The sequence below is a fragment of the Pseudomonas sp. PDM19 genome (assembly GCF_014852215.1).
GTDB lineage: Bacteria > Pseudomonadota > Gammaproteobacteria > Pseudomonadales > Pseudomonadaceae > Pseudomonas.
Window position 1 is genome coordinate 852,209 of the sequence record NZ_JACVBG010000001.1, and the last position, 19,255, is coordinate 871,463.

Sequence of the window (19,255 nt, forward strand, 5' to 3'; positions counted from 1 at the left end):
CTCAGTCAGGTGAAGCGGGGAATCTCAGGAGGAAGCGCGTCGGCCCTTCCTCCGAGCTCTGCGCGCTGGCCGAGCCCAGGTGCAGCTCCATGATCGAGCGCACGATGGCCAGCCCCAGGCCGGTGCCGCCCTGTGCCCGCGAACGGCCCTTGTCGACCCGATAGAAGCGCTCGAACAGGTGCGGCAGGTGTTCGGCGGCTATGCCCGCGCCGGGGTTCTGCACCTGCAGCGTCACGGCTTCGCCATCGTCCCGCACCTGCACGCTGATGCGTTCGCCCTCGGGCGTGTGGCGGATGGCGTTGGACAGCAGGTTGGACATGGCGCGCTGGATCATCAGCCGGTCACCCACCACCCGCCCGTGACCTTCGATGACGATGGAGAGCGACTTCTCCTCGGCACTGAAATCGAACAGCTCGGCGACCTTCGCCGCTTCTTCCTCCAGCTGCACCGGCTCCTGCGGCAGCAGCGCGCGCGGATGACTGACCTGGGCGAGGAACAACATGTCGCTGACGATCCGCCCGACCCGTTCCAGTTCCTCGGTACTCGCCGCCAGCACCGCCTCGTACTCTTCCTTTTCCCGTGGCCGCGACAGCGTCACCTGAGCCTTGCCCAGCAGGTTGCCGATGGGTGAGCGCAGCTCGTGGGCGATGTCGTCGGAGAACTGCGTGAGCTGCTGCACGCCGCCATCCAGCCGGTGCAGCATCAGGTTCAGTGCCCGCGCCGCCTTGCCCAGCTCACGTGGCAGGTCCTGCAGCGGAATGCGGTGGCTGAGGTCCTGGGTGGTGACCAGCGAGGCCACCTGGCCGAACTGGCGCAACGGTAGCAGGCCGCGCTTGGCCACCAGGCGCGCGCCAAGGGCGATCAGCAGCAGCAACGGCGGCACCGCCAGCCAGGCCGAACGCAGGAAGGCGCCAAGCAGGGCGTCGTCGTCGCGTCGATCCAGGGTCAGGAACACCCGCAGGCTGTTTCCGTCGCGCAGACGGACAAGGCTGCGTTCGGTGAGCAGGCGGCGACCGTCCGCCGTGGTCCAGCCGAAGGCGCGGCCGTTGCCGGCGAACTCGTCGAGTTTCGGCAGGTCGGTATTCGGCCCGCTGCTGAATTGCGCCGGCCGTCCGCGTTGCTCATCGAGCAGCGCGGCGCTGAGGTTGTCGTGGCCCATCAACTGGTCCTGCAGGGCATGGCCGCGCAGGGGCAGGGCGGCGAGGCCGGGGTCGGCCTCCAGCGCGTGGCGCAGTTGTCCGAGCTTGTCCTCCAGCTCGCGGTGGGCGCGCTGGTCCAGCTGATGGTCGAGGGCGAGGTAGGCGAGGGTGAGCAGCAGGGCCATCAGCACCGACCCCAGCACGCCGACCCACAGGCCGATACGCAGCGACAGGCTGGCCGCCTTCATGCGCGGGACTCCAGCACGTAGCCGACCCCGCGCAGAGTGTGGATCAGCTTGTCGGCAAAGGGATCGTCGACCTTCGCGCGCAGGCGGCGGATGGTGACTTCCACCACGTTGGTGTCGCAGTCGAAGTTCATGTCCCAGACCAGCGAGATGATCTGCGTGCGCGAGAGCACTTCGCCGCTGCGGCTCATCAGCAGGTGCAGCAGGGCGAACTCCTTGCTGGTCAGGTCGATGCGCTGGCCGTCGCGGTAGGCGCGATGGCGGCCGGGGTCCAGCTCCAGCCCGCCGATCTGCAGCACTTGCGGCTGGTCGATGCGTTCGCTGCGGCGCATCAGCGAGCGTACGCGGGCCAGCAGTTCGGGGAATTCGAAGGGTTTGAGCAGGTAGTCGTCGGCGCCCAGGTCGAAGCCTTTCACCCGCTCGGTGAGACGGCCGCGGGCGGTGAGCATCATCACGCGGATGTCGCTGTGCTGGCGCAGGCTGGCGAGCACATCCCAACCGTCCATCTGCGGCAGGTTCACATCGAGAATGACCAGGTCGTAGGCGCACTGCCGGGCCAGGTGCAGGCCGTCGACGCCGTTGTCGGCGCGGTCGACGACATAGCCGCTTTCACTCAGTCCCTGTTGCAGATAATCGGCCGTCTTGTGGTCGTCCTCGATGAGCAGGATTTTCATGGATAGTTACCCGGTAATTACGTGAAGAGTGGTGCCGCAGGCGTAGGGAAGTTCATGCCGCCAACGAGAAAGGCGCGCAGTCTAGAAGCTGTAGCGACTTCAGGGTCAACCCTGGCGATGTCGCATTTCTGGCTGGGGGCGGAGTACTGAAAGTTCTGTAGGTCGCTGGTCTGTAAGGGATTTCAGAAGGGCTTCAGTTTGTCCGGAGTGCCGCGAATTGTTTCCTGAAGTTACCTGGAAGAGGCGCGGGGCCTTTTTAAATACATACAACGGGAAGTCGGCAGATGGCCAATTACATGTTTGTAATTATCCAGTCACCTTGTCGCTAGAGAGGCACTTCTAGATTCGCCGGTGGAAATGACGGGATGCCGTCGAAGTTGACTCCACCGTGCGAGGTTCGCCGTGTTTTCAAGACGTACTGGATTTGCCGTGTCGGCAATGCTGCTGGCGTTGCTGCTCTGGCAGTTGCCAAGCGGGGCGCAGGCCCGCGAGATCGGCATCGAGGATGCCCTGCAGGCCGCCGCCAGCGGCAACCCCGAGCTGGCCGCCAGCGGCCGGGAAATCGGCATCGCCCAGGGATTGCGCGAACAGGCCGGCCTGCTGCGCAACCCGACGCTGTCCTGGGACCAGGAAGGCACGGATTCGCGCAATCGCACCACCACGATCGGTATCAGCCAGCCGCTGGAGCTGGGCGGCAAGCGCGGCGCGCGGGTGGAGCTGGCCGAGCGCGGCCAGGATGTTGCCGCACTGAGCCTGCAGGCGCGGCGCAACCAGCTGCGTGGCGAAGTGATCGCGGCTTTCTACACGTCCTTGCGCGCCCAGGAGCGGGAGCGCCTGGCACAGCAGTCGGTGGAACTGGCGCAGCGTGGTGTGACTGCGGCCGAGGGGCGCGTGCGTGCTGGCAAGGCACCACCGCTGGAGGCCAACCGCGCGCAGGTGCAACTCGCCGAAGTACGCCTGGAACAGTCCCGCGCCCGCCGCGAACGAGCCGACGCCAACCAGGCACTGGCCGCGCTGATGGGCTTGGCACTGCCGGATTTCAGCGGCGTGCGCAGCGACAGCGTCGACCCCTTGCCCGGCCTGCCCAGCAGCAATCAGCTGCTCGACCGCCTGGGCGACAGCGCGGAAATGCGTCTGGCGCAGACCCGCATCGATCAGGGCGAGGCCGCTGTGCGGCTGGCGAAGACCCAGCGAATTCCCGACCTCGACGTCAGCGTCGGCACCCAGGAGGCCATCGACGCCGGCAACCGCGACCGCATCGCGGTGATCGGCTTCAGCCTGCCGCTGCCGCTGTTCGACCGCAACCAGGGCAACATCCTCGCCGAATCCCGCCGCGCCGATCAGGCCCGTGACCTGCGCAACGCCACCGAACTGCGCCTGCGCCAGGAAACCCAGCAGGCGCTGCAGCAGTGGAGCACCGCCCAGGGCGAGGTGAATGCCTTCCGCCAGACCATCCTGCCCAGCGCCCAGACCGCCGTGGAGAGCGCCACGCGCGGCTTCGAGATGGGCAAGTTCGGCTTCCTCGAAGTGCTCGATGCCCAGCGCACCCTGATCACCGCCCGCGACCAGTACCTGCGTGCGCTGGCCCAGGTCAGCGATGCCTGGGGACGGATCGAAAGGGTCTACGGCGATGTCGGCGCGGCCCGCTAGGCGCCGCTGCGCCTGGTTCGGTCTGCTGCTCGTGAGCCTGACACCGTCTGCCGCCGCGCCGACCGTGAGCCTGCCCGTGCACTGGTGCGTCCACGACCTCTTCAGCACCCTCCATCACCCTGCGGTGCCTGCGCTACGGCGCGGCGCCGGCGGAAATTTCCCGGAGCTTCCATGATCAAGAAAACCCCTCTCGCCGCCGCCGTTCTGCTGGCCTCCGCGCTGGGCGTCAGCGCCTACGCCTGGATGGGCAGCGAACAGGCCGGTGGCAGCCACCTCGACGACGCGACCCATGCGGACGGCGAGCACCACGGCAACGCCGCGCCGACGCGCCATGCCGAAGCGCCCAGCCATGCTGATGCTGAACATCACGCTGCGCCACCGGTCAACGCCTCCAGCGAAGCCGAGGAGGAGGGCCTGCACCTGAGCCCCGCACAGATCGAGGCCGCCGGTATCCAGCTCGCCACGGCCGGGCCGAAGGCGCTGGACGAGGCGTTCAGCCTGCCCGGCGAGATCGGCTTCGACCAGGACCGCACCGCCCACGTCGTGCCGCGCACGCCCGGCGTAGTGGAATCGGTGGCGGTGGACCTCGGGCAGAGCGTGAAGAAGGGCCAACTGCTGGCGGTGATCGCCAGCCAGCAGGTCTCCGAATTGCGCAGCGAGCTGGCCGCCGCCCAGCGCCGGGCGAGCCTGGCGAGCAAGACCTTCGAACGCGAACGGGAGTTGTGGCAGGAGAAGATTTCCGCCGAGCAGGACTACCTGCAGGCCCGCCAGGACCTGGAAGAGGCGCGCATCGCGCTGGCCAACGCACAGCAGAAAACCAATGCACTGAGCGGCGTGTCGGTCAGCGCCGGGGGCAATCGCTATGAGCTGCGCGCGCCCTTCGACGGCGTGGTGGTGGAGAAGCACCTGGTGCCCGGCGAGGTGGTCAGCGAGACCACCGCGGCTTTCACGCTGTCCGACCTGTCGCGGGTCTGGGCCAGCTTCAGCGTGGCGCCGCAGGACCTGGCGCGGGTGCAGGTGGGCAAGCCGGCGCGGGTGGAGGCGGCGGACCTCGGCATGCAGGTCGACGGCCGCGTCAGCTATGTCGGCAACCTGCTCGGTGAGCAGACCCGCAGCGCGGTGGCCCGCGTCACCCTGGCCAATCCCGATGGCGCCTGGCGCCCTGGCCTGTTCGTCAATGTGCGGGTGAGCAGCAATGCGCGTCAGGTGCCGGTCGCGGTGCCGGAGCAGGCGATCCAGGAGGTGGAAGGCAAGCCCAGCGTGTTCGTGCGCAGTGCCGAGGGCTTCGACCCGCGGCCGGTCGATCTCGGCGTCCGCAGCGCAGGTCTCGTCGAGGTGCTGGCCGGGCTTGTCGCCGGCGACCAGGTGGCGACCGAAGGCAGCTTCATTCTCAAGTCGGAGCTGGGCAAGAGCTCGGCGTCCCACGCGCACTGACGGGGCGAGAACATGTTCGAACGCATCATTCGTTTCGCCATCGAGCAGCGCTATCTCGTGCTGCTCGCCGTCCTCGGCATGGCCGGCCTGGGTATCGCCAGCTACCAGAAGCTGCCCATCGACGCGGTGCCGGACATCACCAACGTGCAGGTGCAGGTCAACACCTCGGCGCCGGGCTTCACCCCGCTAGAGACCGAGCAGCGCGTCACCTACCCGGTGGAGACCGCCATGGCGGGCCTGCCGGGCTTGCAGCAGACGCGCTCGATCTCGCGCTCGGGGTTGTCGCAGGTGACGGTGATCTTCAAGGACGGCACCGACCTGTTCTTCGCCCGCCAGTTGGTCAACGAACGCCTGCAGCAGGCGCGCGAGCAACTGCCCGAGGGCGTCGAGTCGGCCATGGGGCCGATCTCCACCGGCCTCGGGGAAATCTTCCTGTGGACCATCGAGGCCGAGCCGGGCGCGCGCAAGGAGGACGGCAGCGAGTACACGCCGACCGACCTGCGGGTGATCCAGGACTGGGTGATCAAGCCGCAGCTGCGCAACGTGCCGGGCGTCGCCGAGGTGAACACCATCGGCGGCTTCGCCAAGCAGTTCCAGGTTGCCCCCGACACCCGCCGGCTGGCGGCCTACCGGTTGACCCTGGCGGATGTGATCGCCGCGCTGGAGCGCAACAACGCCAACGTCGGCGCCGGCTACATCGAGCGCAACGGCGAGCAGTTGCTGGTGCGCGCACCGGGGCAGGTGGGCAGCCTGGAAGACATCGCCAATATCGTGGTGGCCAATGTCGACGGCACGCCCATACGCCTGCGCAACATTGCCGAGGTCGATCTCGGCCGCGAGCTGCGGACCGGCGCCGCCACCGAGGATGGCCGCGAAGTGGTGCTCGGCACGGTGTTCATGCTGATCGGCGAGAACAGCCGCACCGTCGCCAAGGCCTCCGCGGCGAAGCTGGAGGAGATCAACCGCACGCTGCCGGCCGGGGTCAAGGCGGTGACGGTCTACGACCGCACGCAACTGGTCGACAAGGCCATCGCCACGGTCAAGCGCAACCTTACCGAGGGCGCGATCCTGGTGATTGCCGTGCTCTTCCTGTTCCTCGGCAACATCCGTGCGGCGCTGATCACCGCCATGGTGATCCCGCTGGCCATGTTGTTCACCTTCACCGGCATGTTCAGCAACCGCATCAGCGCCAACCTGATGAGCCTCGGCGCGCTGGACTTCGGCATCATCGTCGACGGCGCCGTGGTGATAGTCGAGAACGCCATCCGCCGCCTGGCCCACGCGCAGCAGCACCACGGCCGCATGCTGACCCGCAGCGAGCGCCTGCATGAGGTCTTCGCCGCCTCGAAGGAGGCGCGCCGGGCGCTGATCTACGGCCAGTTGATCATCATGGTGGTGTACCTGCCGATCTTCGCCCTCACCGGTGTCGAGGGGAAAATGTTCCACCCCATGGCCTTCACCGTGGTGCTGGCGCTGCTGGGCGCGATGATCCTCTCGGTGACCTTTGTGCCGGCGGCCATCGCGCTGTTCATCACCGGCAAGGTCAAGGAAGAGGAGAACCTGCTGATGCGCGGTGCGCGCCGCGCCTACGAACCGGTGCTGGACTGGGTGATGGCGCGTCGTGCGCTGGTGTTCGCCGTGGCCGCCGTGCTGGTGGTGCTCTCGGGCGTGATTGCCAGGGGCATGGGCAGCGAGTTCGTGCCCAGCCTGGGCGAGGGCGACTTCGCCCTGCAATCGCTGCGCACGCCAGGCACCAGCCTGTCGCAATCGGTGGCCATGCAGGAAAAGCTCGAGCGCCAGGTGCTCGACAAGGTGCCCGAGGTGCAGCGCATGTTCAGCCGCACCGGCACCGCGGAGATCGCCTCCGATCCGATGCCGCCGAACATCTCCGACGCCTACGTGATGCTCAAGCCCAAGGACCAGTGGCCCGACCCGAAGAAGAGCCGCGCGCAGCTGGAGGCGGAGATCCAGGAAGCCGCCAACGGCGTGCCGGGCAGCGCCTACGAGCTGTCGCAGCCGATCCAGCTGCGTTTCAACGAACTGATTTCCGGGGTGCGCAGCGATGTGGCGGTGAAGGTGTTCGGCGATGACATGGCGGTGCTGAACCAGACCGCCGAACAGATCGCCGGCGTGCTGCGCCAGGTGCAGGGCTCGTCCGAGGTGAAGGTCGAGCAGACCAGCGGCCTGCCGGTGCTTACCGTCAACATCGACCGCCAGCGTGCGGCGCGCTACGGGCTGAATGTCGGCGACATCCAGGACAACGTCGCCGTGGCCATCGGTGGCCGTGAGGCGGGCACGCTGTTCGATGGCGACCGCCGCTTCGACCTGATCGTGCGCCTGCCGGAAAACCTGCGCAGCGATATCGACGCGCTGTCGCGCATGCTCATCCCGGTGCCGGCCCCGGCCAACGCCACGGACTCGCGCATCGGCTTCATCACCCTGGGCGAAGTGGCGCGCCTGGAACTGGTGCAGGGGCCGAACCAGGTCAGCCGCGAGAACGGCAAGCGCCTTGTCGTGGTCAGCGCCAACGTGCGCGGGCGGGATATCGGTTCGTTCGTCTCCGAGGCCAGCGCCAGCATCGGGCAGCAGGTGAAGCTGCAGGCCGGTTACTGGACCACCTGGGGCGGCCAGTTCGAGCAGCTGCAGTCGGCGGCGCAGCGCCTGCAGATCGTGGTGCCGGTGGCGCTGCTGCTGGTGTTCACCCTGTTGCTGATGATGTTCAACAACGTCCGTGACGGGCTGGTGGTGTTCACCGGGATTCCCTTCGCTCTTACTGGCGGCGTAGTCGCGCTGTGGCTGCGCGACATTCCTCTATCGATCTCCGCCGGCGTGGGCTTCATCGCGCTGTCGGGGGTGGCGGTGCTCAACGGTCTGGTGATGATCTCCTTCATCCGCAGCCTGCGGGAGGAAGGGCGCGGCCTCGACGCGGCGATCCGCGAGGGTGCTCTGACGCGTCTGCGTCCGGTGCTGATGACGGCGCTGGTGGCGTCCCTGGGCTTCGTGCCCATGGCCCTGGCGACTGGCACCGGCGCGGAAGTGCAGCGGCCGCTGGCGACGGTAGTGATCGGTGGCATCCTGTCTTCGACCACGCTGACGCTGCTGGTGCTGCCGGCGTTGTATCGCTGGATGCATCGGCGGGATGAGGAGGGGCAGGGCGCCTGACGTCTTGCTCGCTCTCTGGACGCGGGCCATGCACGCGATCGCGTCCATGGGACGCTCCTGCAGGTCAGTATGCAGGGCGGATAACCCGGAACGGGTTATCCGCCGATACCACGACGGCGGATAACGCTGGCGAGTTATGCGCCCTACGGTCCAGCCTCGAGTGATGTAGAGATGCTCTGGGTAGGACCGAGGGGGACGCCTAGTCCTTGCTCGCAAACCGCCCAACGCCGACGATTCCTTGTAGGAGCGGGCCATGCCCGCGATCACGCGCATGGCGCGCTTCTGCAGGTCAGCTCCGTCGTCATGGGTAACTCGGGAGCCAACAGATAGGTGCCGTGCAAACCACAGGCATGAGCCGCCCCCACAGGGAAGTTTCTTCAAGGCAAAAAAAGGCGCCCATTCGGGCGCCGAGAGTTCCTCTCCCCCCAAAGGGCACGTGGAGCGCCAGGGAGAGGAGCAGTGCTGCGGGGAAATCATCACCAGTAGCCTTGGGGGGCGGTGATGGCTTCCGTTATACGCAGGCGCGCCTAACGGGAGGCTGAGGCGCAGCTGACAATTCCGTCATCCTCCCATCAGGCGCAGACCGTCACAGAATCGCCAGCGGGTATTCGACGATCAGTCGCACTTCGTCCAGGTCCGACTCGAAGGCGGTGGCGCGGGTTGTCGCCTGGCGTACGCGCAGGGACAGGTCCTTGAGCTGGCCTTCCTGGAACACGTACTTGGCCTCGACGTCGCGCTCCCAGCGCTTCTGATCGGTGAGCGGGTCGCCGTTGTCATCCGTGCGCATGTACACGGCGTTGGCGTTGGAGTAATCGGCGTCGGTGCCGCGGGCATAGCGGGTCATGAAGCTCAGGCCCGGTACGCCGTAGGTGGCCATGTCGAGGTCGTAGCGGACCATCCACGAGCGCTCCTTCGGTGAGTTGAAGTCGCTGTACTGGATGGAGTTGTCCAGGTAGATCGAGTCGGCCTGGCGCAGGTAGTCGAAGTCGTTGTTGCCGTTGTTGCGCTGGTGGCTGACGGCGATGCGGTGGGCGCCGAAGTGCACGCCGGCGCTGGCGCTCCAGATGTTGGTGTTGAACTCGCCGAGCAGCTCGCGGCCTTCGTCCTGCGATTTGTAGTAGTTGAAGCCGCCGAACAGCTCCACGGCCTCGCTGAGCGGGAAGTTCAGCGCAGTACCGAAGTAGTACTGGTTCCAGGCGTCCTTCAGGCGGCTGCTGTAGAGGCTGATGCTGGCGTTGTCGTTGATGGCGTAGTCGCCGCCGCCGTAGGCGAGCCAGGCGGAATCCACCGGGCCGGCGTAGAAGGTGGCGAAACCGTCGTCCATCTGCCGCGACTGCGGCTGGCTCATGGCGTGCAGGCGGCCGCCTTGCAGCGTCAGGCCTTCGAGGCTGGTGTTCTGCAGGGTAAAACCACGGAAGGATTCGGGCAGCAGGCGCGAATCGCCGTAGTGCACCACGGGGGTCTCCGGGAATACGTCGCCGGCCTTCAGCACGGTGTCCCACAGGCGCACCTTTGCCGCGCCGCCGGCCTTGGCGTAGTCGCTCTCGGTGCGCCCGTCGTTGTCGGTGGGCAGCACGTCCACCGAGCTGCCGGCGCCGTTGCGCCCGTCACCGGTGTCGAGCTGGAAGCCGATCATGGCGAAGGCGTCGACGCCCACGCCGACCGTGCCCTGGGTGAAACCGGATTCGAACTTGCCGATGATCCCCTGGGCCCAGACTTCCGAGTAGCCGTTGCCGCGCGGTGGCACTGACTGGCCGTGGCGGGCGTCGCGGTTGAAGTAGAGGTTGCGGTTGAGGATTTCCAGGCTGGCGCCTTCGAGGAAGCCTTCGGCTGTCTCTTTGCTTTCGGCCTCGGCGAAGACGGTCGGCGAAGCGACCCCCAGTGCCAGCAGCGAAGCCGCCAGCGGGAATTTGCGTCGGTACATGATTTGCTCCCAAGGGCAGGAATGGTCGGTGACCGCCTGCTGTTGTTGTTTTTGCCCAGGCGTGGCGAGGGCCACGGGCATCGTGTGGGAGCGCGGATAACGGCGAGATGAGCGGCGGATGACAAATCTGTCAGGGGCGGGTCAGCGGAGGGCGGGCAGCGCTGGCAGACATACCGATGTCGAATCCAGGCAACTCCTGGTGGCGGATCGTGGCTAGGGTGGCGGACCTTCACCGCAACGACTGGAGCTGTCATGTCCGATTTCATCACCGTACTGCGCGACACCTGCCCGACGCCCGTGCTGGACGCTACCAAGTGGAAGCGCATTGGCGGCGACCCGCACACCGTCAACCTCAATGCCTACCTGTCGGCTGACGGCAGCAAGATCATGGGCACCTGGATCTGCACCCCCGGCAAGTTCGAGGTGAACTACGAGAAGTGGGAGTACTGCCATTTCCTCGACGGCTACTGCGTCATCACCCCCGAGGGCGAGCAGCCGGTGCACCTGCGTGCCGGCGACGTGTTCGTCATCGAGCCGGGCATGAAGGGCACCTGGGAAGTGGTGGAGACGGTGCGCAAGTACTTCGTCTTCGCCTGACGCCGGGCCTTCGGGGCGCGGACAAGGTCCCGCCACGAGCGCAGCACGGAGCAGCCCGCCGGTGCGCCACACGGGTCCTGCGGAGCGCTCCCGCAAGGTTGAATCCCTGTATCGATGCAGGGGTTTGCCCGCTAAAGTGGCCGTCCCTTTCACCGGAAGAGAATTGGCGAGATGGTCACCTGTTACCTGCGCTATGTGCTGGACCCCTACAAGCTCAAGGAATTCGAACACTACGGCCGGTTGTGGATGCCGCTGGTGGAGCGCTTCGGCGGTCAGCACCACGGTTACTTCCTGCCCTCCGAGGGTGCCAGCAACATTGCCCTGGCGATGTTCACCTTCCCCAGCCTGGCCGACTACGAACGCTACCGGCAGCAGTCCATGGACGATCCCGAGTGCCAGGCAGCGTTCCGCTACGCGGAAGAAACCCGTTGCATCCTCAGCTACGAGCGGAGCTTCTTCCGCCCGGTATTCGGCGGCTGAGCAGCCGCTGCGCCATGGCTGTCCGTCATGCGCCGACCCTGCCGACAGGTAGCCTGCAGAAGCGGAGCAGGTGCGTGATCGCGCTCGTAGGGCGTTCCTGCTGAGGGCTTGGGGGCTTCGGCCTTCGCACGAACACGGAAAAAAGGGAGCCCATGGGCTCCCTTTCTTAGTGTGCGATGTCTACTGCGGCCCGTCGCTGACCGACCAACTGGCTGCCGAAACGTAGGGGGCCAGGGCCAGTTCGCCGACCAGCGACTCCAGCAGGCTGTCCTTGTCGCTCGGGGCCAGCACCAGGGCGGCCACTTCCACGTCCCCGCCGGTCTTGCGCGCGTGGCTTTCCAGGCTCTGCAGGGCCAGGCCGTTGGCGCTCAGACGGCGCAGCAGGGTGGAGCGTACCAGCGCTTCCTGGTGGGCTTCGGTGACGGCCTGGACCGTGTAGTAGCGCTCGCTGCTCGGCTCGATAGGGGCGTGACGCTGGATCCAGCGGGTCACCGAGGGCAGGGTGAGGTTGCACAGCACGATCAGCAGGGTGGCGACCAGTGCTGCCGCGAGGAATCCGGCGCCTGCCAGCACACCCACCGCGCCGGTGCACCAGACGGTGGCGGCGGTGCTCAGGCCGCGCACGCTGAGGCCGTCGCGCATGATCACGCCGGCGCCGAGGAAGCCGATGCCGGTGACCACCTGGGCTGACATGCGCACCACCTGGTCTTCCGCGTTCATGAGGAAGGGCAAGGTGGCGAAGGTGGCTGCGCCGAGCGCGACCAGACCGTGGGTGGCGACGCCGGTGAAGCGCTGGCGCCACTGGCGCTCCATGCCTATCAGGGCGCCAAAGCAGAGCGCCGCGAAGAGGTCGAGGACGATTTCGAAGGACATGCCTTTGTTACTCCGCGCCGGCCTTGCGCCAGCGCCCGTGGAAAGGGGCATCGTGCCCCCGGTGAGGATGAAGGTGTGGCCAGTCTACCGGGCCGGAGAGTACGGCGGGCTGATATGTCGCAATCCAGTCGCCGGACCGCCTGGACTCGCCGTGGGTGCCACTCTCCTGGGTAGTTGGATGGGAAGTTTCCCATGCCTTTCTCAGTCTGCGAGCGTCCGCATGACCTGGGGCGCACTCTAGAATTGCGCTTTTGCCGGCAGTTGCTCGTCAGCAGAATCCGACACCCGTTCAATTTGGCGCAAAGGCGTTTACATGAAGTTCAAGGAAGTCATTGCCTCTCTGTTCATTGGCACCATGCTGGTGGGTTGTGACCAGTCGGGCAAGACAACTGCCGACCCCGCCAACTGGCTCAGCGTTCCGACGTTGCCGATCATCCAGGATGCGATCCTGCCCCTGGCGCCGACCTTCGGTGGGCAGCGCGATGGCGTGCTGAGTCAGCAGATCTGCGCGCTGGCTACCGGAAAGGCCACACAGGGCCAGATCAACGAACAGCTCAGAAAACTGAACATCGAGCCCACCCGTTTGCCGTTGACCAGCAACGATGCGGTGGCTTTGCTGGTCAACGGCAATGTGGCGGCGCAGACCATCGCTTGCGCCGCGTATCAGGCCACCGAAGTATTGCGCCCGATCGATATGCGCGACGTCATCAAGCCGGCGAGCCAGGCGAGTGATCTGCAAGAGCAAGGCACGACGGTCGCCGAGGTTGGCAAGGAAAAGGGCAGAGAGAAAGAAGCGAGCAAGGCCACGGCTCCAGCGAAAGATGTCGATGCCGGCCGCGTTGCCCAGCTACTGCCGCTGCGAATTGCCCAGGCACGAGCCAACGCGGACATCTTTGCCCTGATTGCGGAACAGTTGCAGCGCACTCCGGGCCTCACTATTCAGGAGTATCGCGACAAGGCTCGGGATCTGTTCATCCGCCTGGCACCGATTTATCTGGAGCGAATCGCACAGCAGATGCCGCCGAGCAACGCCGGCTACCAGGTCCAGCAAATGGATGCCCGGCGCTTCGTCTTCAGCAACAACGTCGGCGCGCGATTCGATTACTCCGTCGAGAATGGACTGTTGCTCAGTCAGAACGGAGTGATCTGGTATGGCAATGGACATTTACTGGGTTCTGTCTATCGGTTGAGAGCGGCTTACTTCCCAGCAGGTGTCAGTAAGCTGTTGGCAGCGAAGCAGCCGTGAAGAGGAGGGCTGTAGATGGCGTTTCGGCTTTCCCGATCGGAGTGTTAGCTCCCTGTCCTGCATCATGAAAATCCCGGCTACTGCCGGGATTTTGCTTTCTGGAGTCAGCACCAGAGCATCTGCAGGGAAGCCGTTGTCGAAGCGGGCTGCGCACCATTTGTCCAAATGGGCGCATGCCTGAAGGCGCTCGACCAGGGCCTCGGTAAATTCCTACGACCCAATCAGTATTGGGTTCATATTCCAATTTCCCCCATCTCTCTAGCATGCCTTCCATCAGGATTATCTGGCGATAATTCATGTGATTAAAGGCAGAACCTAAAGTGATTTCTAGAAGTTTGAGCGAGCAGGCGTGCAGCCTTTCCATGGCCGCCAGCTGCAATTGGCGCGTCCGCCTCGCTCTTCGCCACGCTGGACTCCTCGCTGTAGGGCGCTCCTGCCTCGGCCAAATCGAAGTCGCCGTTAATTATCCATGCACCTCTTCTGTATCCGGACTTTCCGGCTCGCCCGCGGCGGATCTGGCCGTTGGGGCGAGTGCTGTCGCCGGCCCGGATGAGTTCGCCCCACGTCCTGTAAATCGCTGCATCCCAACGCAAGTTCCGCCAGGGGTGTCGGTGCGTTTTTCCTGAATCGAAATGGCGTTGCGGATCACCCGCCGGGAAGTTGCCGCTTCGGCGATCAGGCAATTTCAGGGGCGAGTGACTCCCGAGCATCGCGTCGTGCGTAGCCGCTACCTGCCGAACCAGCAGGCATCCGCAACGCCGAGCGCCATCGCGGTTTTGCTTCTTCTGGAGTAATGATGAACAAGGTGTATCGTCTGGTTTGGAATGCCGCCCTCAATGCCTGGGTGGTCGCTTGTGAATTCGCCACGGCCAAGGGCAAGGGCAAGGGCAAGCGTGGCTCGCGGCGCCAGAAAGCCCGTGGAGCAGGCCTGGCGGCGACTTCGCTGGCGTTGGCCATCGGGGCCTCGCAGGTCGCTTGGGCCGAAGAAGCGCAAAGCGTGAATTTCGCTGATGCCTCGAAGTCCATCAGCAGTTCTGCATCCGCTTCCCGTGATGCGGAGTCGTCCGCAGCCCTGGCATATTCCACGGCCCTGGGCGCCTTCAGGGCTGTAGCGGAGACTCCTGCTGCCGCGATAGGCAGCACCAGCTACGCGCTTGCTCCGGCGTCGGCCGCAGAAGCCACCAGCCCGAAAGCCGGATCGCTGGGTGCGGCTCTGATGAACTCCGCGGGCAGCACGGAGGCGCATTACGCCAGTGTCAACGACGGCAATGTCCAGGGCGCGAACTACACCAACGACGGCGCGAGCGGGACCAACTCGATGGCCGTCGGCGTCAGTGCGAAAGCTTCCGGTGCGCGAGCCACGGCGCTGGGCTACAGCACCAGCGCTGGCGCCATCGACAGCCTGGCACTTGGGTCGGGTTCGAAGACCACCGCGATTCGCAGCATGGCAATCGGCACCAATGCATCGGCGGCCGGAGTAGGGGCCATTGCCCAGGGTGACGGCGCCAGCGCGACTCCCAACGACTCCATTGCCATGGGCACGAATGCCCAGACGCTCGCCAACGACGCCAGTATCGCCATCGGCAAGGACTCGGTATCCCAATCCATCCTCGGCCCCGGTTCGGTGGCAGTCGGCAACGAAGCCCAGGCACTGACCAGCGGCAGCGTTGCCATCGGTTATCAGGCGCTGGCCGATGAGGTCAATCCGCCCAGCGCGTTTACCGGCAACGTCGCTATCGGCCGCATGGCCCATGCGACCAACAGCCTGACGGACCCCAGCGAGGCTTCGACGGCTGTCGGTAACGAGTCCTTCGCCGACAAGGGTGGCGTAGCGATCGGTGAGCGCACCAATGCCGCGGGCAAACTCAGCACCGCTCTGGGTAACTCTGCCTCCGCGACCATGGATAATGCCGTGGCAGTGGGCCCGAAGGCCAAGGCAACGGCTATCGATGCGGTGGCCATTGGTAACGGCGCCTCGGCGCAACACGCGCGCTCGGTGGCCCTGGGCGTCAGCTCCACCACCAGTGCGACGGTTGCCACGAAGAACATCCAGATCGGCGACACTACCTATGATTTCGCCGGTGTGGCACCGACCAGCACCGTCAGCATCGGCAACGTTGGCAACGAACGTACGCTGACGAACGTTGCGGCGGGGCGAATCAGCCGGACCAGCACGGACGCCATCAACGGCTCCCAGCTCTTCGCGGTCACCGAGTCGATCGATGACGTGATCGCTACGCCGATCACCTTCGCCGGTAACACCGGCAGCACGGCCAAGCAACTGGGCGACACCCTGACTGTGCAAGGTGCAGCCACCACGGCTGGCACGTACAGTGGCGCAAACCTGAAGACCGAGGTCGATGCCAATGGGCAGCTCAATCTGCTGCTGGCCGACAACCCGGCCTTCACCAGCCTGACAGCCGGCGGAACGACGACGCTGGATGGGGCGGGCCTGACCATTGCCAATGGTCCTAGCGTGACCACTGCCGGGATCGATGCCGGCGGCGAGCAGATCAGGAACCTTGCCCAGGGCGTCGACGGTACCGACGCGGTCAACGTCGACCAGTTGAACGACACGATCAACCGCTCCGCCAAAACGCACTACTACAGTGTCAATGACAACGGCGAGCAAGGTGGCAACTACGACAACGACGGCGCCACTGGTGTCAACGCACTGGCCGCTGGCGTGGGCGCCAAGGCCGCGCAGGAAGGCGCAGTTGCCCTGGGCTCGGGTTCGGTAACCGATGCTGCCGTAGCCACCACTGGCACCACCGTTGCCGGCACGGATTACACCTTCGCCGGAACCGCGCCGACCAGCACGGTCAGCGTGGGCAGTGTTGGCAATGAGCGCACCATCACCAACGTTGCGGCGGGCCGCCTGAGCGAAACCAGCACGGATGCGGTCAACGGTTCTCAGCTGTTCGCCACCAACTCCGCCATCGACAACCTCGATGCGGGTTCGGTGAAGTACGACGTCAACCCAGACGGCTCCATCAACTACAACACCATCGCCCTGGGTGGTGATACCTACAACACGACCGCCAGGACCGGCGGCACGCGAATCAAGAATCTCGCTGCGGGTGTGGACGGTGGCGATGCGGTCAACGTCGACCAGCTGAACGATACCGTCGACGGCGCGAAGACCCATTACTACAGCGTCAATGACAACGGCGTACTGGGCGACAACTACAACAACGACGGCGCCACCGGTGTGAACGCACTGGCCGCTGGCGTGGGCGCCAAAGCCGCACAGGACGGCGCAGTTGCGCTGGGCTCGGGTTCGGTAACCGATGCTGCCGTAGCCACCACTGGCACCACCGTTGCCGGCACGGATTACACCTTCGCCGGAGCCGCGCCGACCAGCACGGTCAGCGTGGGCAGTGTTGGCAATGAGCGCACCATCACCAACGTTGCGGCTGGCCGCCTGAGCGAAACCAGCACCGATGCGGTCAACGGTTCTCAGCTGTTCGCCACCAACTCCGCCATCGACAACCTCGATGCGGGTTCGGTGAAGTACGACGTCAACCCCGACGGCAGCATCAACTACAACAGCGTGACCCTGGGTGGTGACACCTACAACAGCACCACCAGGACCGGTGGGACACGCATCACCAACGTCGCTCGCGGCGTGGGTGATAGCGATGCGGTGAACATGTCTCAGCTCAATGAGACCAACACCCAGGTTACCCAGAACACCACGGACATCGGTGGTCTGGACGGCCGTGTCACCAACATCTACGAGACGGGCACCAAGTACTTCCACGCCAATTCCACCGGTACGGATTCTGTGGCTTCCGGCCAGGATTCCGTGGCCATAGGCATGGGCGCCGTGTCCAGTCACGACGGTAGTGTGGCGCTGGGGGCGGGTTCCGTTGCGGACGGCAGTACGCTGGAGCACGAGGCTTATCTGGCGGGTGGAACTGCCAAGGGTGAGGTGAACATCGGTGATCGTCGCATCACCGGCGTGGCGGCTGGCGCAGAGGATACCGATGCGGTCAACGTAGCCCAGTTGAAGCTCGCGGCGAGCGAAGCATCGGCCGGTGCAGTCAAGTACGACGTCAATCCCGACGGCAGCATCAACTACGACAGCGTGACCCTGGGGGGCGACACCTACAACAGCACCACCAGGACTGGTGGGACACGCATCACCAACGTCGCTCGCGGCGTGGACGACAGCGACGCGGTCAACATGTCTCAGCTCAATGAGACCAACGCCCAGGTTACCCAGAACACCACGGACATCGGTGGTCTGGACGGCCGCGTCACCAACATCTACGAGACAGGCACCAAGTACTTCCACGCCAATTCCACCGGCACAGATTCCGTGGCTTCCGGGCAGGACTCCGTGGCCATTGGCATGGGCGCCGTTTCCAGCCATGACAGCAGCGTGGCATTGGGCGCGGGTTCGATCACGGACGAGGCTGTCGCCACCACTGGTACGACAATCCGAGGCACAAGTTACAGCTTCGCCGGCACCGCGCCGACCAGCACGGTCAGCGTGGGCAGTGTCGGCAATGAGCGCACCATCACCAACGTTGCTGCTGGCCGTCTGAGTGAAACCAGCACTGATGCCGTCAACGGTTCGCAACTGTTTGCGACCAACCAGGCCATCGAGAATATCGACGGCAGCCTCGGCACGCTGGACAAGGGCGCGGTCAAGTATGTGATCAACGAGGACGGCAGCGTCGACTACAACGCCGTTGCCCTGGGTGGTACGACTTACAACAAGTCCGGACGCTCCGGCGGTACGCGCATTACCAACCTCGCTGCGGGGGTCGACGGCGGCGACGCGGTCAACGTCGACCAGCTGAATATCGCGATGGCCAATGCCGAGACGCACTACTACAGCGTCAACGACGGTGGCGAGCAGGGTGGCAACTACGCCAATGATGGCGCGCAGGGCAAGAACTCGGTGGCAGCGGGTGTCAATGCCAGTGCTACCTCCGATGGTGCGGTCGCCCTGGGCAGCGACTCGGTGGCAGCTCGTGAAGCGGGCGCGACCGGGTATGTTCCTGATGGCGCTACCGATGAGCAGACGCAGGCGATTGCCGCGACCACCAGCAACAGGGGCGCAGTCAGCGTCGGTGACGCAAGCTCCGGTATCTATCGCCAGGTGACTGGCGTTGCTGCCGGCAGCGAGGACAGCGACGCAGTCAACGTGGCCCAGCTCAAGGGGGTGGTGAACAGTACCAACGCTGATATCACCAACATCGCCAACGGCAAGGACGGCATGTTCCAGGTGAACAACACCAGTAACCTGCCCAAGCCGAAAGTCACCGGAAAGGACGCCGTGGCTGGTGGTGCTGGCGCCGAGGCTTCCGGGGCCAACTCCGCAGCCATCGGTACCCGCGCCAAGGCGACCGCCAGCAACTCGGTCGCGCTGGGTAATGACTCGATCGCCGATCGCTCCAACTCGGTCTCGGTGGGCAGCGCCGGCTCGGAACGGCAGATCACCAACCTGGCCGCCGGCACCGCCGATACGGATGCGGTCAACCTGGCTCAGCTCAACAAGGCTACCGGGGACATCAACAACAACATCAACAGCGTCTATAGCGACCCCAAGCATGACTTGAAGAAGCAGGACGACACCTTGAGTGCTGGCATCGCGGGAGCGCTGGCGGCCGCGACACTGCCACAGCCGTACGTGCCGGGTGCAAGCATGGCGTCGGTGGGCATGGGCAACTACCGCGGGCAGAACGCCCTGGCAATTGGTGTTTCGCGCATCTCCGACAACGGCAAATGGGTAACCAAACTTTCCGGCAACACGGACTCCCAGGGCGAGTTCGGCGTGTCGGTTGGCGTTGGTTACCAGTGGTGATCCCTTCCTGAGG

At 65.3% G+C, this 19,255-nt stretch carries 11 protein-coding genes; 7 read left to right on the forward strand and 4 right to left on the reverse strand.

The window, feature by feature from the left end; all coding sequences use genetic code 11:
* Position 1: 1 nt before the first annotated feature.
* Positions 2 to 1,387: a heavy metal sensor histidine kinase gene (locus IB273_RS03680; protein ID WP_192223274.1), complete on the reverse strand. Its 1,386-nt coding sequence runs from the start codon at positions 1,385 to 1,387 to the stop codon at positions 2 to 4.
* Positions 1,384 to 2,058: a heavy metal response regulator transcription factor gene (locus IB273_RS03685; RefSeq protein ID WP_192223275.1), complete on the reverse strand. Its 675-nt coding sequence runs from the start codon at positions 2,056 to 2,058 to the stop codon at positions 1,384 to 1,386. Before IB273_RS03685 ends, IB273_RS03680 begins: the two co-directional genes overlap by 4 nt.
* 438 nt (positions 2,059 to 2,496) lie before the next feature.
* Here IB273_RS03685 and IB273_RS03690 point away from each other — a divergent pair, with 438 nt between their 5' ends.
* From IB273_RS03690 to IB273_RS03700, 3 genes are all read left to right on the forward strand, one after another.
* Complete coding sequence (locus IB273_RS03690) at positions 2,497 to 3,708, forward strand: TolC family protein (RefSeq protein WP_192223799.1); 1,212 nt, start codon at positions 2,497 to 2,499, stop codon at positions 3,706 to 3,708.
* 171 nt (positions 3,709 to 3,879) lie between these two features.
* Positions 3,880 to 5,142 carry an efflux RND transporter periplasmic adaptor subunit gene (locus IB273_RS03695; protein ID WP_225610068.1) on the forward strand — a complete coding sequence of 421 codons (1,263 nt, stop codon included), beginning with the start codon at positions 3,880 to 3,882 and terminating at the stop codon, positions 5,140 to 5,142.
* A 12-nt stretch (positions 5,143 to 5,154) separates the two neighbouring features.
* On the forward strand, positions 5,155 to 8,304 hold the full coding sequence (locus IB273_RS03700) for a CusA/CzcA family heavy metal efflux RND transporter (protein ID WP_192223276.1): 3,150 nt from the start codon (positions 5,155 to 5,157) through the stop codon (positions 8,302 to 8,304).
* Between the two features lie 586 nt (positions 8,305 to 8,890).
* Here the strand turns inward: IB273_RS03700 and IB273_RS03705 are convergent.
* Positions 8,891 to 10,228, reverse strand: a complete 1,338-nt coding sequence (locus IB273_RS03705) for an OprD family porin (RefSeq protein WP_192223277.1) — start codon at positions 10,226 to 10,228, stop codon at positions 8,891 to 8,893.
* 252 nt (positions 10,229 to 10,480) lie between these two features.
* Between IB273_RS03705 and IB273_RS03710 the strand changes: the two genes are divergently transcribed.
* Together IB273_RS03710 and IB273_RS03715 are read left to right on the forward strand one after the other, a co-directional pair.
* Positions 10,481 to 10,825 carry a cupin domain-containing protein gene (locus IB273_RS03710; RefSeq protein ID WP_081517039.1) on the forward strand — a complete coding sequence of 115 codons (345 nt, stop codon included), beginning with the start codon at positions 10,481 to 10,483 and terminating at the stop codon, positions 10,823 to 10,825.
* 171 nt (positions 10,826 to 10,996) lie between these two features.
* Positions 10,997 to 11,305, forward strand: a complete 309-nt coding sequence (locus IB273_RS03715) for an NIPSNAP family protein (protein WP_081517040.1) — start codon at positions 10,997 to 10,999, stop codon at positions 11,303 to 11,305.
* Between the two features lie 180 nt (positions 11,306 to 11,485).
* Here the strand turns inward: IB273_RS03715 and IB273_RS03720 are convergent, their stop codons facing one another.
* The gene (locus tag IB273_RS03720) at positions 11,486 to 12,178 is read right to left on the reverse strand and encodes an MgtC/SapB family protein (RefSeq protein ID WP_081517041.1); all 693 of its coding nucleotides are present in this window, start codon (positions 12,176 to 12,178) and stop codon (positions 11,486 to 11,488) included.
* Between the two features lie 313 nt (positions 12,179 to 12,491).
* Here IB273_RS03720 and IB273_RS03725 point away from each other — a divergent pair, with 313 nt between their 5' ends.
* Positions 12,492 to 13,424, forward strand: a complete 933-nt coding sequence (locus tag IB273_RS03725) for a hypothetical protein (protein WP_192223278.1) — start codon at positions 12,492 to 12,494, stop codon at positions 13,422 to 13,424.
* Positions 13,425 to 14,220: 796 nt separating this feature from the next.
* Positions 14,221 to 19,242 carry a YadA-like family protein gene (locus IB273_RS03730; protein WP_192223279.1) on the forward strand — a complete coding sequence of 1,674 codons (5,022 nt, stop codon included), beginning with the start codon at positions 14,221 to 14,223 and terminating at the stop codon, positions 19,240 to 19,242.
* The last annotated feature ends 13 nt before the right edge of the window (positions 19,243 to 19,255 follow it).